The organism is Cystobacter fuscus (assembly GCF_044360685.1).
Taxonomy (GTDB): Bacteria; Myxococcota; Myxococcia; order Myxococcales; family Myxococcaceae; genus Cystobacter; species Cystobacter fuscus_C.
This window is the reverse complement of record NZ_CP043491.1, coordinates 7,069,271-7,084,709: the sequence shown is the minus strand read 5'-3', so window position 1 is coordinate 7,084,709 and position 15,439 is coordinate 7,069,271. Positions and strand designations below refer to the sequence as shown.

The 15,439-nt window shown below is 65.9% G+C and carries 11 protein-coding genes and 1 tRNA gene; 2 read left to right on the top strand and 10 right to left on the bottom strand.

The genetic code is table 11. The features are described from left to right. Positions 1–8: 8 nt before the first annotated feature. From F0U63_RS28840 to F0U63_RS28795, 10 genes are all read right to left on the bottom strand, one after another. Complete coding sequence (locus tag F0U63_RS28840; RefSeq protein WP_395834556.1) at positions 9–245, bottom strand: hypothetical protein; 237 nt, start codon at positions 243–245, stop codon at positions 9–11. Positions 246–396: 151 nt separating this feature from the next. After that, positions 397–882, bottom strand: coding sequence for a hypothetical protein (locus F0U63_RS28835; protein WP_395834555.1), 486 nt, complete (start codon positions 880–882; stop codon positions 397–399). Between the two features lie 73 nt (positions 883–955). Further along, positions 956–1,219 carry a DUF2188 domain-containing protein gene (locus F0U63_RS28830; protein WP_395834553.1) on the bottom strand — a complete coding sequence of 88 codons (264 nt, stop codon included), beginning with the start codon at positions 1,217–1,219 and terminating at the stop codon, positions 956–958. A 232-nt stretch (positions 1,220–1,451) separates the two neighbouring features. Beyond that, positions 1,452–1,925, bottom strand: coding sequence for a hypothetical protein (locus F0U63_RS28825; protein WP_395834551.1), 474 nt, complete (start codon positions 1,923–1,925; stop codon positions 1,452–1,454). Positions 1,926–2,166: 241 nt separating this feature from the next. Then, complete coding sequence (locus F0U63_RS28820) at positions 2,167–5,970, bottom strand: carbohydrate-binding module family 20 domain-containing protein (RefSeq protein ID WP_395834549.1); 3,804 nt, start codon at positions 5,968–5,970, stop codon at positions 2,167–2,169. 132 nt (positions 5,971–6,102) lie between these two features. Further along, on the bottom strand, positions 6,103–7,443 hold the full coding sequence (locus F0U63_RS28815) for a hypothetical protein (RefSeq protein ID WP_395834547.1): 1,341 nt from the start codon (positions 7,441–7,443) through the stop codon (positions 6,103–6,105). Next, complete coding sequence (locus tag F0U63_RS28810) at positions 7,440–9,770, bottom strand: hypothetical protein (RefSeq protein ID WP_395834545.1); 2,331 nt, start codon at positions 9,768–9,770, stop codon at positions 7,440–7,442. Before F0U63_RS28810 ends, F0U63_RS28815 begins: the two co-directional genes overlap by 4 nt. After that, positions 9,760–10,173, bottom strand: coding sequence for a hypothetical protein (locus tag F0U63_RS28805; RefSeq protein WP_395834543.1), 414 nt, complete (start codon positions 10,171–10,173; stop codon positions 9,760–9,762). The genes F0U63_RS28810 and F0U63_RS28805 overlap by 11 nt, the downstream gene beginning before the upstream one ends. Positions 10,174–10,240: 67 nt before the next feature. After that, positions 10,241–10,328 (bottom strand) — tRNA-Sec (locus F0U63_RS28800). A 179-nt stretch (positions 10,329–10,507) separates the two neighbouring features. Beyond that, on the bottom strand, positions 10,508–10,597 hold the full coding sequence (locus tag F0U63_RS28795; RefSeq protein WP_395848440.1) for a hypothetical protein: 90 nt from the start codon (positions 10,595–10,597) through the stop codon (positions 10,508–10,510). 477 nt (positions 10,598–11,074) lie between these two features. On the opposite strand from F0U63_RS28795, the gene F0U63_RS28790 reads away from it, so the two are divergent. Both F0U63_RS28790 and F0U63_RS28785 read left to right on the top strand, forming a co-directional pair. Further along, the gene (locus tag F0U63_RS28790) at positions 11,075–14,074 is read left to right on the top strand and encodes a hypothetical protein (RefSeq protein ID WP_395834541.1); all 3,000 of its coding nucleotides are present in this window, start codon (positions 11,075–11,077) and stop codon (positions 14,072–14,074) included. Then, positions 14,010–15,116, top strand: coding sequence for an MBL fold metallo-hydrolase (locus tag F0U63_RS28785; protein WP_395834539.1), 1,107 nt, complete (start codon positions 14,010–14,012; stop codon positions 15,114–15,116). Before F0U63_RS28790 ends, F0U63_RS28785 begins: the two co-directional genes overlap by 65 nt. The last annotated feature ends 323 nt before the right edge of the window (positions 15,117–15,439 follow it).

Genomic DNA, 15,439 nt, shown 5'->3' with positions numbered 1-15,439 from the left:
CCCGCCGGCTACTGCGAGCCCGCCTTGGAGCTGCCGGGGGCATGCAGTTGCCGCCGGTCTTCCTTGCCGCCCTTGTTGGGACCGCCGTGGGTGCCGAACTCGCCCGCGTTGCGCTGCTTGGGATATTCCTCGTCGGGCCGCCGCTCGCGGCCCTGACCCGAGACGTCACCCGAGTCAACCTTCGGATACAACTTCTCCTTGTCCTCGTCGGAATGCAGCTTCTCCCTGTCCTGGTCCTGTGCCATCGGGCACCTCCGTGTCCTGGAGGAAACATGGGGATGGAGGACGGGAGCGGCTCAGGAGAGCCGCCGCTCCGCAGGGCGGGCGTGCCGCCGGGCGTTTGGAGAGGGGCCGCCGTTGCCAGCCCGGCTGACGGATTCCCCCCTCGCCGAAGGCTCAGCGCTTCTTGGCCGACTTGCGCGCGGTGGCGGTCTTCACCCGCGCCACGGTCTTCTTCGCCGCGACCGCGGCCCGGGTCACCACCTTGCGCCCGATGTTGCTCACGAGGCCCGTGGCGGTCAGCTTCTTGCGCGCGGGGGCCTTCGTCTCGGGCTCCTCCCGCGCTTGACGGGCAGGGGTCTTGGCGGCGCCTTCTTCCGCCGTCACCTTCCGGGCGGGCTTCGCCTGGGTGGTGGCCTTCTTCGCCCTGGCCACGGGGACCTTGGGCTCCGTGCGCTTCTTCTCCGCGCGGGCGCGGTAGCGCTTCACGGTCTCGGCGTGGGCTTGTCCATAGCCGGCGGGAGCGTCGGGCAGGGCCGCCTTCTCCTCCTCCTTGGTGAGGGCGATCTTGTGTTCTTCATTGCCGAGCCGGGGCCCCGAGCCTTTGTAGGTCTGCGCGGGTTGCTGCGACAAGAAGGGTTCGAAACTGTAGGTTCTCCCCATGGCTCTCTCCTGCCTGCGTGACTGGGATGTTTTAGAAATAAGGAGTGGTCCCTGATTTTGGAATGGGGCCCGCTCAAGGATCCTCGCGCTCCCCGTACCAGGCTTCCTCCTCTTCCCCGTCCAGGTAGCGCACCACGAGGCCCGCCGGCTTGTGCTGGCGAGCCAGCCTGCGACCGCGGTGGATGGCCTGGGTCACGTTGGAATACCGGCCGAGTTGGTGGCTACCCTCGAACCGGACGGACCAGCCCCGGCCATCCGCCGCCACGATCACCCGACGCTGGTGCGTGGCGGAGCCCACCTCGTGCTGCTCGCTCTCCATCCGTCTTGCCAGGCTCATGGAAGCAAACTGTCAACCCGGAGCGGCGGTCGCATTGTCCCAGGGATCAGGGGGGCGGATTCAACTCGCCTGGGAGGGCACCCGGGGCCTCGGCGACAGCAGGTGCCGCCGCGGGCTGGGACAGGCCGCGCTTGAATGAAGCAGCCCCGGGGCTCGATCGGCCCCTGGGGCCCTCCTCCTGCTTGGCGCACGGGCCCCACCAGCGAGCCGGCGTGAGCCAGGGAACGCGGCGTCAGCGGTTGATGTCGTCTTCGCCCGTGCCACTCGTGCTGCTGCTTCCGCCCACGCTGCCGGAGCCGCCCAGGTCTCTGCGCGAGTTCGTGCTTCCGGTGTCGGAGCCGCCCACGTCACTGCCCGAGCCGCCGGTGCTGGAGCCGCCCAGGTCACTGTCCACGCCCGAGGCGTCGGGGCTGAAACCGCCCGGTTCACTGATCTCGCCCGAGCCGCCGGTGTCGCCAGCACCAGTTCCTCCGGTGCCTCCGCCCGTGGTGTCACCACCCGTGGTGCCTCCGGTCGTTCCGGTTCCAGTGGTTCCTCCTTCACTCGTTCCGGTTCCGGTCGTTCCAGCTCCAGTCGTGGTGCCGCCCTGAGACGTATCGGTCCCGCCCGTTCCTTGATTCCCAGCACCGCCCGTCGTCTGACAGCCCACGCCGAAGAGCAGCGCCGCGGACAGCGCACCCACCACCACCGCCTTGATGTGTTTCATGATCTTCCCTCTCCTCCAGTTGGACCACGGTGTGGAGGCTAGGTATGGCTCCTCACGGGTGCATTGGACGTGAAGACAGCTCCCACGCTTGGTGGTGCAGCGGGCCGTACGAGGGCTCGGGGACCGCTTGCTCCAGCGGCGATGGCTCGGGTTCTTCCTTGCTCTCCGAGGTGGAGTTCGACCGGTGAGGGGAGGCCCGGCGCGCGAAGCCGTGAGACTTCGCGCGCCGGGCCCGGTCCGGCTACTTCCAGGTGTCGTTGAGGGTCGCGGTCCCCGAGGCGGGGATCGTGGTCGCGCGGTTGGCGCCGCTCTCCCAGGTGACGTTCCCGGAGCCGTCCTTCTTGATGTACTTGTACTCGAGGGCCGTTGAGCCGGGCAGGCTGAGGGTCACGCTCCACTTCGGGTAGCTGGCCGAGGAGAGGAGGATGGCGGCGCCGGTGTTCCAGTTGCCGATCGCGGCATGGTTGCCCACGAGGTAGATGTTCTGTCCCACGACGGTGCTGGCCGTCACGTTGAAGGTGACGGAGGTGGCCGAGGTGGTGCTCGTGGTGACGCTCAGGGCGGTGCTCTGGGCGGAGGCATTGCCCGCGGTGTCGCGCGCGCGCACGGTGTAGCGGTAGGTCGTGCCGGCACTCAGGTCGCTGTCGGTGTAGCTGGCGGAGACGGGTGAGCCCACCAGCGAGCCATCGCGGTACACGTCATATCCGGCGATGCCGCTGGCGTCCGTGGAGGCGCTCCAGGTGAGCGACACGGAGGAGGACGTCTTGGACGCCGCCGCCAGTCCGGAGGGGACGGAGGGCGGGGTGGTGTCGAGCGCGGGCGCTCCGCTGGAGACGACGCCGTCCTTCACCGTGGAGATGCCCACGGGCAGGAGGTAGTTGGTGCCCTTGTTGTTGTCCCAGGTGCCCTTGCCATCGTTGAAGACACACTCGAGCTGGGTGGCCGCGCCCAGGTTGACGGTGTATTTGGCGTAGCCCGGCACCTCGGAGTTGGCCATGACGTTGCCGGGCACGGTCGTCCACGCGCCGCTGCCGATGCGGAAGTGGATGTATTTGAGGGTGAAGTTGTTGTTGGAATAATAGACGGTGGCGCTGTTGCCCGTCTGGGTGGTGACGGACAGGGCGGCGCTGGGCGCGGAGACATTGCCCGCCGCGTCCCGGGCGCGCACGGTGTAGCTGTAGGCGGTGCTCGGCGAGAGGCCGGTGTCCGAGTAGCTCGTACCCGGGACGGAAGCGACCTGGGTGCCGTTGCGGAGCACCTCGTAGTTCGCGACGCCGTAGTTGTCGGTGGAGGCCGACCAGGCGAGGGCCACCGAGGAACTCGTCGTGCCCGACGCCGTCAGCCCCGAGGGCGTGGAGGGCGGGGTGGTGTCCGGCGTCAGGGTGGCGACGGTCAGGGCGGTGCTCTGGGCGGAGGTGTTGCCCGCCGCGTCCCGGGCGCGCACGGTGTAGCTGTATTGCGTGCTCGAGGAGAGGCCGCTGTCGGTATAGGCCGTGCTGGTGCTCGAGCCCACCTGGGTGCCATCGCGGAAGACGTCATAGCCGCTCACCGCCACGTTGTCCGAGGACGCGCTCCAGCCCAGGGTCACCGAGCGATCCGTCTTCGCCGTCGCGGTCAGTCCCGAGGGAACGGAGGGCGCGGTGGTGTCCACCACGAGGAAGGGATGGGTGCCCTGCACGGTGCCGTTGGGGTCCTCGATGTACTTGCCGCCCACCAGGTTGTAGCGGCCCGAGCCCACATAGACGGACTGGATTTCTCCTCGGGTGACGTTGCCGCGGCTGTCGGTGGCCTCGATGTAGTAGTCGAGGAGCTGGTCGCGGTAGTTGCCCAGGTAGACGTAGTAGAGATCGCCGATCTCCTGCGCGGGCACCTTGGCCATGACGGGCAGGTAGGCCGGCTGCCAGGAGACACCATTCATCACGGGCTTCAGGTCCCGGCGGGTGAGCGGGTAGTCCACCCAGGCGCCCACGCGAGCCGGATCGATGTTGGGAACACCCGCGGCCTTGAGCGCCGCCGGATCATAGACCTTGGGGGTGTTGTCGAGCGGATCGATGCTCTTGTTGGTGTGCACGCGGACGCGGGCCTTGATGGAGGAGATGCCGCTCACGTCGTAGGCGTAGGTGTAGAGGGCGAAGTGGTTGTTGAAGAAGTGGAGCGTCCAGCCCTCGGACTTGTCGGTGTTGGCGCTGCCGGGGTTGTAGGGCCAGCGCTGGGCCCACCAGACGGAGGGGCCCGTCTTGTCCTGGGCGAGGCGCTGCTGGACGTAGGGCTTGGAGAAGTAGAGGGATTGATTGAAGGACAGCGTGGGTTTGACGTTGTCGTCCTGGTTCTCGTCGTAGTAGCCGAAGCCCGAGTCCATGGCGGGCAGCAGGAAGTACCAGGCGAGCTCGGCGGGGTTGGCGCCGCCCGCCCAGTCGTTGTTCATGTCGCCCTTGACGGGGAAGGACATCATCCACGGGTTGAGCTGGTTGCCCGTGTGGGTGATCTGCTTGTCCAGCGCGGAGGTGGGAGCCCAGTGGTTGGGGTGGGCGCCGAGCCAGATCTGCTCGGCGGTCTTCGCGTAGTTGAGGGCGGCCTGGAGCAGGGCGAAGTTGCGCTCGAGGTAGTGCCAGCCGTGCTCGAGCGAGACGGTCATGCCTTCCTGCACGCCGCTGAGGTTCGTCTTGGGGGAGAGATTGAGCCCGGTGGCGGCGTTGAAGGCGGGGAACTGACCCTTCCAGATGCCGAAGGGCAGCTTCCAGTGATGCCATTGGGGATCCGAGGAGGAGTCGCGCGTGTCCACCCACGAGCCGTCCTGGACGTGCACCACGTCGGTGGAGGCGGGGGTGTGGTTGACGAGGTACTCGGAGATGCCCACGCACTGCACGCCATTGGCGCAGGTGACGGAGCGGCCGTTGTACCAGGTGGAGTCGGAGCCGGCGCGTCCGCTCGAGTTGTCGCCGTCATGCGCGATGACGAAGAACTGCCGCTGGGGGACGAGCCCCTCGAAGCTCTTGAGGTTGACGACGTCGACGGTGGCCTCGCCTTCCCAGCCCTCGAGCCAGGAGCCGTTCTGGTTGACGGGGACGCCGACGATGCGCGACTCGGAGCCCGTGGTGGGGTCCACGTAGCGCACCCAGTGAGGGGTGGAGGCGAAGGGGTACTTGTTCTTGATGACCTGCTGCTCGTGGGCCATCTGCGCGCTCACCCAGGAGCCCACGGAGCTGGTGTTCTGGAGGTCGGCGCGGTTGGGCGGGGAGACGAGCGTGTCGGAGCCCGGGTCGTTGAGGTAGGGGTAGTCCTTGAGGGTGCGGGAGAAGTGGTTGTCGCCGATGACGGCCCACTGCACGCCGAGCTTGGAGAGGGTGGGGATGAGGCGCTCGGAGAAGCCGAGCTCGGTGGGGAAGAAGCCCTTGGAGGACTGGAAGGAGCCGCCGAGGAAGTAGGGCTGGGCGAGCGTGGCGCTCTGGTAGATGAGATCCTTGAGGAAGTAGTCCGGACCGACGAGGGGCCCCATGGAGTGGTGGCCGGTGAAGTGGATGAGGTCCAGGGTGCGGTTGCCCGCGGGGGTGAGCAGGGTGCTGTAGCGATCCTTCCAGGAGGAGCCCCAGCTTGCATTGTCATAGCCGGGGACGTTCTTCAGGGTGACGAGATCCTGGACGTTGTTCACCACGGCGCCGGACATGGTGACGTGCACCTGGCCGGTGGGGGCATTGGTCTTCATGTCCGAGGCGACGCTCGGGGGCCAGTACAGGTAGGCACCGGTCTTCGCGTTGTGCGAGTAATAGGTGACGAGGTCATCGTGCGGCATGGGCGCGCCCGATGGCAGGTAATACGTGTAATTGGACGGGGGGTTCTTCTTCAGGTTGATGACCTGCGCGTCATACATGTACCGGATGGGGCCGCCAGTGGACGTGGACGCGTATTGGCTCAGGTCGTAGTACGCCCAGAAGTTGGGCATGTGGTTGTGGTAGACGTGGGCGGCGGCGATCTGCGCGCTCGCGGGCGTGGCGCACAGCAACAGCGCCGACAGGACGGGCCCTATCGACTGCTTCACTCGATGCATGGGGGTTCCTCTGGGGTAAGAGGAGGCGCACCCTAGTGGAGCTGTCCTGGCCTTTCTCGTTTACTCAGGAAAAAATGGCTTGCCGCATCGCGGCAATCGTTCGGGAAGAGCCCGGAATCCGACTGATTCGATTCAGCTCCGGTGTCGCTCGGCTGCGCGGTAGAGCTGGGTCAGGGAGTAGTCCAGGAGTGTCTGTCGCGAGGTCATGTAGCGGCGAGCCCGAAGGAAGGGCAGCCAGACGCGGTTGCCCACGAGAACCTGCGCCTCTTCGAGCTTCTGGCGCGGTATCCACCTGCCGCCCAGATTGCGCACCAGCACCTCGCCCAGGTACGCGCCAATGGCGGGCACCGCGTGCTCGTCAATGGCTTCCCGCAAGCGGCTCTTCGGGAACTCCTCTCGCCAGAAATAGAAGTCGGCATCCGTGAGCGACTCGGGTGTTCCCTTGAAAACCGAGGGTACCTTCGAGTGCAGCAGCGCCACGAGGTGCTCGGCGTAGAGGCTGTACTGCTGGAGGGCGCTCTCTAGATTCTCTACGTCTGGAAGCAGGGCTGAGTCGGTGGGGCGCCACTCCTCGGGCTCGGGTGGTTGCCACGCGTTGAGCTCGGCAATCCTCCGCTGACGCTCGTAACTCGCAGCGCGGTCCACCACACGAGAAAGGAGCGGAGCCAGGTCCGGGTGGAAGCGGGGCTCCACGGGGGCGAGCATGACACTCCGCTCGTGCAAAGTGCGCAGCACGGCGTCGAAGTCGAGGTCCGGCCGGAGGTGGGCGTGGGCGCGGGCTTGGGCGAGCCGTGCCTCCTTGCTGGCGAAATCCGCCACGGTGGGCCATGTCACCAGGAGGACGGAACCATTAGACAGTTCCTCCACCCGGTGGGCTGGAGTGGACAGCATGCGCTCGCGTCCCACGGTTTCCACCAGCTTGGGGCCGAAGACGTTGAGCCAGCACACCTCGTAGATTTTGTCGAAACCGTCTCTGTATTCAGTTTCATCGTCGCGGCCGAAATTGGGAGCGCCCGCCAATGCTCTGTCATCGGTACTGTGGGCCATGGCATAGGTTACGGGGTAGCGAGAGGCCCAGGTGCGCACCAGTTCCACGAAGTGGTGACATCGCTCCGCTTCCGCGAAGAAAGAGAGCGGCTTCACCGTGAGCATGATGCCCAGGTCGGGAGCTCGCGGTGGGAGCCAAAGCCTGAGCCACATGTCCAACGCGGGCCACTCCGTCCGGTAGAGCCCGATGTCCGTTCTGTTCTCATCGCGTTCCTCTTCCAGGGACTTCCAGACGGCGGCGCGGGCGTACTTGCGTTGTCGCTTGCCTTTGACGACGTCCGGCATCCACCCATCGGCGTACTCCTCGAGCGCCTGAAGAACCGGCGCCAGCTCGCGCTCCAGTGGCACTTGTGGACTGAAGACGCCGTCGAAGGTTAGCAGGAGGCTGTCCTCCGGCTTCAAATCGTGCACGCTCATCACCTTCATTGGAATAGCACCTCCACTCCCGGAAAGGCTTTCTTGGTTTCGTTCACGACTGCCCTCAAGGCGCCTACAGCCGTGGGCTTGAGTGCGCCTCCCTCGTAGACGAGGCGGACCCGCTGGACGGGCACCTCGCCAGCTGTGCCGAAAAGACGTTGGAGGGAGTCGCGGCGGATGTCCAGCGTCTCTCCGTACTTCCGCAGAGCTTCCCTGGCGTCCTCAATCATCTGCGCTGCCGCTGCTTTGCTGTCTAGTTCCGAGAAGTTGCGGCTCTTGAAGCTGAACGTCTCCACGCGCCGTGGCCGCCCGCCGAACTCGCTCTCTTCGATGACGAGCACATCCGCGTAGCGCAGGCCGGAACTCGCCTTCCTCACGCCCACCTGCACTTCAACACGGGGCTTGTCGAAATCTCCGAGGAAGCAGCGCTGTAACCGAGGCCTCGTCGCGTCCTCTCGCAGCAGCTTCACCATGTCACGCTCGAAGGCCATCCCCCGGGCAAACCACGCGCGCATCCGCTCGTAAGGCGCCCACTTGAGGGGGCCCTCGGTGGCCGTGCCCTTCACCACCTCCCACTGGCGATTCTCGTAGTAGTCGACGTACTCGCGCCAGCGCGGGTTGCCCCGGGCCTCGGGCGGCGGGGCGTCGAGGGAGGGGCGGTGCTTCTCCAGCACGCCCACGTCCTTGGGAAGACGCGGGCCCGTGGCCTCGAGCTCCGCGGCCGCGAGCTTCGCCTCCACCACTGCCGGCGTGTGGCCGACTCCCTCGTCTACGAGCGAGGCCAGTGTGCCCAGGCGCCCCGCGGCACTGGCCTTCGTAGCGGAGGGGCGTGCGGCCTCCCCGGCACCGGTCTCCGCGCCGGCCTTCAGGGGCTGGGAGCCCGTAGCCCCGGGCTTCGCCCTGGACATGAGCGGCCGAGCCCTGGCCACATCTCCCCCGGCCTCATGCAGCGCCAACGCGGCGTCGGCCCCGCCCACGGCGACGAAGCGGCCTGCCTCCCGGCTCGCTCGAACCTCCCGCACCAGTTCCCGCAGGCCCTCCAGGCTCATCGCCCCTTTGAACTGTCGTGCCGTCTCTGTCAGGGCCCGCAGGCTCGCTTGCGCGACCTCAACCCCGGAAACGATGCGCGAGCGCACACCCGCGGCGCCTTCTGCCTTGGAGAGATTGCGCAGACCCTTGCCACCCGCGATGAGGCCCAGCACCAGTGCCGGAGCCACCTCGCGTGTGCCCTCCTCCAGCTCTCCCCGCCAAAGCAACTTCCCGCCATGGAGGGTGGTGGCGACAGAGTGGTAGGCACCCAGCGGCACACCAAAGGTGAGGTCGTCAAAAGCACTCACCGCCATGCTGTCCGCCGAGGCGTTGCGCACCAACTCCTGCTCGGCCGTGGCGAGGGCCTCCTGGTACTCCGGCGGCAGTTGGAGTCGGATGGGGAGGAAGGCGAAGTCCCGTCCGCCCCCGGCCATGAGTGAGCTGGAGAGCACGTCCTTCCCAGCTCGCGCCAGGCCCCGGCCCAGGTCTCCGAACTCGGAGTCCCGGTCCACGCGGGTCGTGGGCTTCAGACCCCGCTTCTCCAATGCCACCTGGAACGCGGGCAGCAGCGCGAGGGTTTCCGCCAGCCGCTTGTCCTGAGCCAGCAAGAAGAGAATCTCCCTCAAGTCATCGTCATAGGCGGAGTCGACGCTGTAGACGGCAAGCACCTGCGCGTTGAGGCGCCCATAGGCCTCGGGGGCCTTCACGAGGAGGGACTTGCGCTTCTCGTTGAGCTGGCGGGCAATGTCCTCGCGCGGTGGGCCCAGGGCGCCGAGTCGCACGGCGCTCCAGTCGTCCAGCGCCTCCAGCAGCCGGGGCATGTCCACCCGCTCCTGGAGGGCGAGGACTTCCCCGGGCGAGGTGCAGGTGAGGAAGGGGGCCAGTATCTCGTCACTGCTGGATGAGAAGTCAGGCCAGCCCGGGGGCACGGCCCGACCTCCGCACGAGGGCGGGCCTTCGTAAGTGGACCCCGCGCTGGCCACCTCGTACGCAGGCGCCTTGTCAGCGCTCACCAGGGCGGCACCCAACCCGCGAGCGCTCCGGCGGCGGAGCAGTCGCTCCTGCTCGCCCGACTCGGTGGAGAAGAGGGCTTTCTGTTTGCCCCCCTCCTTCGTGGAAGCAAGAACGGAGGAGGCCTTGAAAGGCCGCGTGCTGTTCCCCGTCTCTCGCAACGAGTAGAGGGCGCGCGGGCCTTCTTCAGAGATGCCTCCGCCGGGCCGCGACGCCAGGGTGACGCAGCCGCTCGTCAGCAGCGCGGCCCAAAACAGCAGCGCCGTCCACCCGTGCGCCCGGGCCTCAGCGCGCATGGTCCACCCCCAGTCCCAGGGAGGCGTAGGCGTCCGGGCGCTGCACCCCGTCCGCCCGCAGGTACAGCAGGGTGCCGCCCTCGGCCAGCGCGTACAGCGCGCCGCTGAAGTGCCAGCGCACCTGGCCCGAGTACAGGTGGCGAGCCTCCGGCTGACCGAGGCCCTGCGCCAGCCCACCCAGGGCCACCTCCACGGTGCGGTGGGCCAGCTGCGCGGCGAGGCGCCCGTCCACGTCAACCCTGCTCCAGTCAAACACCTCCGCACCCAGGGAGAGGGACAGGTAGCGTTGCAGCAGGTAGCGCCACCTACCCGCCGTTGAATCCGCGAGTGGAGGCGCGGCCCCAGCAATGGAGGGCGCAGGCTGTTCCGCCTGGGACAGCAGCACCAGCGATTTGGACGTCATGAAACCATCGTAGTGGGGGTGCAAGGGGGCCACACTCTTCGACACCTGAGTTCGATGGCTCACCTGCCGCAGACAGAGGAATCGAACCTCCCGGGGACATGTCTCCATGCCCCCCCACCGGTTTTGAAGCCCCGCTGCCCGGATCGGCAGGGTCCTCGTGGATGTTGGCTTCCCTCTGGATCGGGGTCGGCGGTGCTTCCGGGGAGGTCCATCCGCGTCCGGTCTTCCTGCCCTCAGCCTCTGCGCCTCCTGCCGGAACTGCTCCAACTCCTTCTCCACGTGCAGTGCACCTCCAGGTTTGTGGCCCGGAACTCTCACGTCGACACCTCTCTCGTCACGACGGGGCCCGGCGAGCAGTTACGAACTTGTAGACGGTAGCCCGCGAGACGCCCAGGTAGCGGGCGATCGCCATGACCGTCAGCAGCTCGGCTCTGTGGGCAGTAGGTCCCTAGCACGAGCCTGAGCGGCTCCCGAGCCAGCGCGCGGCTTGCCCTCCTAAGCGAGCAGGCACTGCGGTGACGGGCACTCCCATGTGCCTCCACTGAGCCCCTCCAGCGCGGATTCAGGGGATGACGAGGTGGCACAGGGTGGGAGAGGGCGGGACGACTAACCCGAGTAAAATCAAGGGGAGGGTGGGTAAAGACGCGTGGCACTCAGATTAAGCCTCGAAGTCCTTGAGACTTGGGGACTTTTCGTTTCGAGACCGGCTCGTCCATGAGGTCATGGCAGTGCTCGCGGATTCCCGAGTCCCGGTCTACGTACTCCCCGGCAACCATGATGCCCTGAGCCCCGACGCCGTCTACCATCGGCCGTCCTGGAAGCAGCGCCCCGGTCATTCGGTGGGATAAGCTCAGCCCTGTGGCTGCCGCCGGGGGCGGGTGGCTAGGAGAATGTATTCGGCGTGAACAAGCACTTCTTCGAACGCTTTGAGCGAGAGGTCAGTGGGCGAAGCACTGCGCCTGCATTCGCGATGCTGGGAGTGCTTGCCTCGTACCCGGAAATGGGTCTTGAGCACCTCCGCCCTGGGGAGCGCCTCACGCTCAGTGGATTCATTCCGGGCGAGCCGCTTCGGTTCGGATTCTCCCCGCGAGACCGTGCACTCCTGGAGCAGTTCCACGCACTCTGGCCCATGTGGGTCGACGGACTGGCTGCCAACTGGGCGAACTTGGTCTCGGAGTTCGGACCTCCGCGGATTGAAATTGCCCAAGACGATGAGAACCCGGAGGTGCTGGCCTACTTCGCTGAACTGCTTGCTGACGCGTCCGTAGGGGCGGGGTCGGTCTATATCCGGGGGGGGGAGCCGCGGTGGGAGGGCCCCCTCTCATGGCCGTTGGAGATAGTGGCGCAGTCCTCGGAAAGGCGCCTCATCGAGGTTCTATGGGAGAACGTGTCAGGTGGTGATTCGCTGGTGCGCTGGCTTCCCTTGGAGAAGTCGGCCGTCGGCCATGTGCTCCTGGTTCCCCCGGATATCTCCTTCGTACCAGGTGCGCCAGGGACCCAAGCCTGGGAGATGCCTTCCAGTGCTATCGCTATCGCCTTCGTCTCAGAACGCAAGACCGCGGTGGAAGCGATGGCACTCGGGCTCAAACTCCGCTACCGGCTGGACACGGACGCGGTGCTGGTAGTCCGCACACCCATGAAGAGGCGCGAGGAATGCTGGCTCGCGCTACTCGCCGCGCTGAGCAGTGGTCGTGCACTCGATGAGGCAGTCCTGGTTGCGAGTCGTTCGCTCGCCGTGCCGTTCCTTCTCTCTTCCTGGAAGTTCCTCACGAATGCGAAGTTGGCGGCCTGGGATGAGCAGGGCGCTGCAAGCGAACTCCTTCGATTTTCCGAATTGCTGCGGGACCGTTTCGAATTGGTCGATGTCGTGGTTCCGGAACCGCTGGCTCGTGCTCTGGGGGTGGAGAGCTCTCAGTTGAGCGCCCCTGAACTGGCGGCTGCCCTCCGGCGGTTCTTGTCGGAGCCAGGCGTCGAACGCCAGCCCTGGCTGGGCGCGGCACTCGCGCAGTTGCGTTGGGCTGTACGTGCCGCGGAGGAGGGCTTGGAAGTGCCGCTGTCCCAGAATTCCAGCACTCCCCCTGCTTTGGATCCGAAGCCGCCTCGAAAGCCCCAGCCTCGCTATCTTCAGGCGAACATTTTCTCCACCGACGAGGATGCGGCGGTGCACGAGCCCGGTGCATTGCTGGCCGACCGTACCTACCAACTGGAGGTTCACATTGGGCCGGTGCATTTAGGCTCGCGCTTCGTGTGGAAGCCATTCCCTGAAGCAGACCTGCCTTCATCTCCTGGAGATAATGAACTCACCGTCGTCTTTGCGGACATCTCCGGCGGGCGTAAGCCCCCGCCGCCGCAGTTGGCTCGCATCCATCTACCTCTCGAGGGGGATAGCACTCCCTGCTCGTTCAAGTTTTCCACACCAGCGCTGGAGGGGTTAGATCCGTCCGCTGAGCGCTTCTCCGCGCGTATCGCCGTCTTGTACCGTAATCGAGTCCTTCAGACAGCCTTGCTCTCTGCGCCTGTGGTGTCGTCCGTGGAAGCACGGACGCGAGTATGGCGTGGCGTGGAACAGGACATGGAACTGCCACCTGTTTCTTCAAACGAGGCCTTGGATGAACGGACGCATTTCGACGCTGCGCTCGTGCTAAACCATGATGCAGTGGGTGTCGCGGGCGCCATGGTGGTGGAGGACGAAAAGGCCCGCTGGCTCAATATTGATCAACCGGACCTAGAGGAGTCCATCCGTCAGCTCCGCGCCCGGCTGGATGTGCTGACTCAGAGTGCTGACCGTCCCGTGGGCCTGGAGGATGGGCGCCTTGTCAGTCTCCTTGTGACGCTGGCAAACCAAGGGGCGTTGCTCTGGAGAATTGTGGTCGATCAGCCTGGGGTTGGTCCTGGTTTGCGTCAGGGGAAACGGCTCCAGATCCTCGAGGCGAGATGGGGAACATTCCTTCCCGTTGAGTTCTTCTATGAGTTCCCTGCGCCACACACCAAGGCTCAACTTTGCCCCAACGCCCGGCAGGCACTTGAGACAGGCGAGTGTGACCACGAGTGTCACTGGGACGAGGAACTGGCCGAAAACTACGTGTGCCCTGCGGGATTCTGGGGACTCACCCGCGTTCTCGAGCGGCAGCGCGTAGTCGATCCCGAACAGGCGCGCGGTGATGTGGGGCTGAGGTCCATGCCCAGTCGGGAACTGCGGACCATCCCGCTTTTGCTCAAGGGGCTCGTTGGAGCTAGCCACCGGGTGGACAGCCACGACATTGGCAGCATGGACAAGGTGAGACATGCGCTCAGAACCTTGTGGCCCGACTGCACACAGGAGGTCACGGGGTGGAAGGAATGGGCGAAGGCGGTCCAGCAGCACGCGCCATCCCTTTTGGTGCTCCTCGTCCATACGGGCATAGAGGAGTGCACAGATGTTGCCACCATCGAGATCGCGGATGAGGCGCTCGCGGTCTCGCGTCTCCACGAGCGCCACGTGAGGCAGAAGGACTCCAGTGGCGGCGTCCTCGTGCTGTTGCTGGGATGCAGCCCGGTGCTGCCTGCGGTGAAGTTCCAGAGTGTAGTGGGTCAGTTCCTGTGGGCTGGCCGCGGCTCAGCCGTGGTGGTCAGCAGCATCGCAGACATGTTGGGACGACATGCCGGCCCCACCACCGCAGAGTTACTCACAGGGCTGGGAGATTTGGTGCGCCAAGGGGCCGTGAATGTGGGGGAGGCATTCGTCCGGTTGCGGCGCAAGCTTCTCGCTGGAGGAGATCCGCTCATGCTCGGCCTTGCTGTCTACGGGGACGTAGACTGGTACTTGGTTGCGCCTACGAGTCCGAGGGAGGACGTTGATGCTGAAACTGGAGATGTTGCCAGCCGGATGCGGGGACTGCCTGATTCTGGAGTATGTGCATGATGGGCGGCCCCACCGTATCCTTATCGATGGGGGAACATCCGCTTCGTACCCAGCACTCCGCGCTCGTCTCTCTCTCGAGATACGGCCGCACTTTGACCTGATCGTCGTCACCCATGTGGATGTGGACCACATCGGGGGTGTTCTGGAATTGCTCAGGGACACCACGCTTGGCGTCACCTACGACGATCTGTGGTTCAACGGGTTTCTCCACATGAAGCCCTTTCTGGCTGATGCTCTCGGTTCAGCGGGAGTGGCCACTCCCGCTCGAGAAGGGCATGCCACCGATGATTTGCTCGGCCCCGCTCAGGGGGATGCGCTGGCAGTGCTCGCCAAGGCGGGGCGCTGGAATGAGGCGTTCCACCGAGGCCCTATCGTCGCGCTGGACGCGGGCGCGCTGCCGCGCATCGAGTTGCCGGGGGGCTTAGTGCTGACGGTGCTGTCGCCCACGCCGGCCACGCTTCAGAAGATGGCGCTCGTCTGGTTGCAGGAGGTTCGATCTGCGGAGGAAGAACTGGCCCAGCCTTTCTCGTCAGGAGGGGAGCAGGCGGATCGACTGGGGGGATTGGATGTGAAGGCCTTGGCAGCAGAGCCGGAGCGGCGTGATGATGCACCTGCGAATGGCAGCAGCATCGCATTGCTCGCTGAGTTGGGGCCGCATGCATGCCTTCTTGCGGCAGATGCCTGGCCGAACGTTCTTGCCACGACGATCCAACGGCTGCTCCGGGAGCGCGGGCTGCGCAGGTTGCCGGTTGGCGCAGTTAAGCTGCCCCACCATGGCAGCAAGCGCAACGTCACTCGCGATTGGCTCGATCTCGTGGAGTGTAGTGATTTCCTCATCTCCACGGACGGCACGCGCTTCCGACACCCGGATGCCCAGGCTATCGCCCGGCTCATCTCCGCTAGGCGTGATGTCCGGCTCCACTTCAATTCCGCGTCGCCCTCCGCGCTGCGCTGGCAGTCTGAGAGTCTCCAAGTTCGCTACGGCTTCACTGCCGTGTACCCAGGCAGCGGAGGCGAGTCACTCGCGCTGATTTTGGGCTGAGCATCTCTCGCGAGCCCACAGACTCGCAGTCTCTTGGTACTCTCGTGCCTGCCGGAGAGACTCGCGGTATAGACTGCCTCCGAGGGGAATGCACATGGAGGATGCTGGAGCGGGTAGGAAGCTGGATGTCGCGCAGGAACTGCTGGGCATGGATGGGCCAGGGCGCGCCTCGCAGGCAGCCCAACTCGCGCGAGAGGCCCTCGAGGAGCTGCCGGCGGGGGTCAACAAGGAGGAGCGAGCCCGAGCTCATTCGGTGCTTGGGCAGGCATTGCTCGAGACCGGAGAGAATGCACGTGCGGTAGGGCACCTGGAGGAAGCCCTGC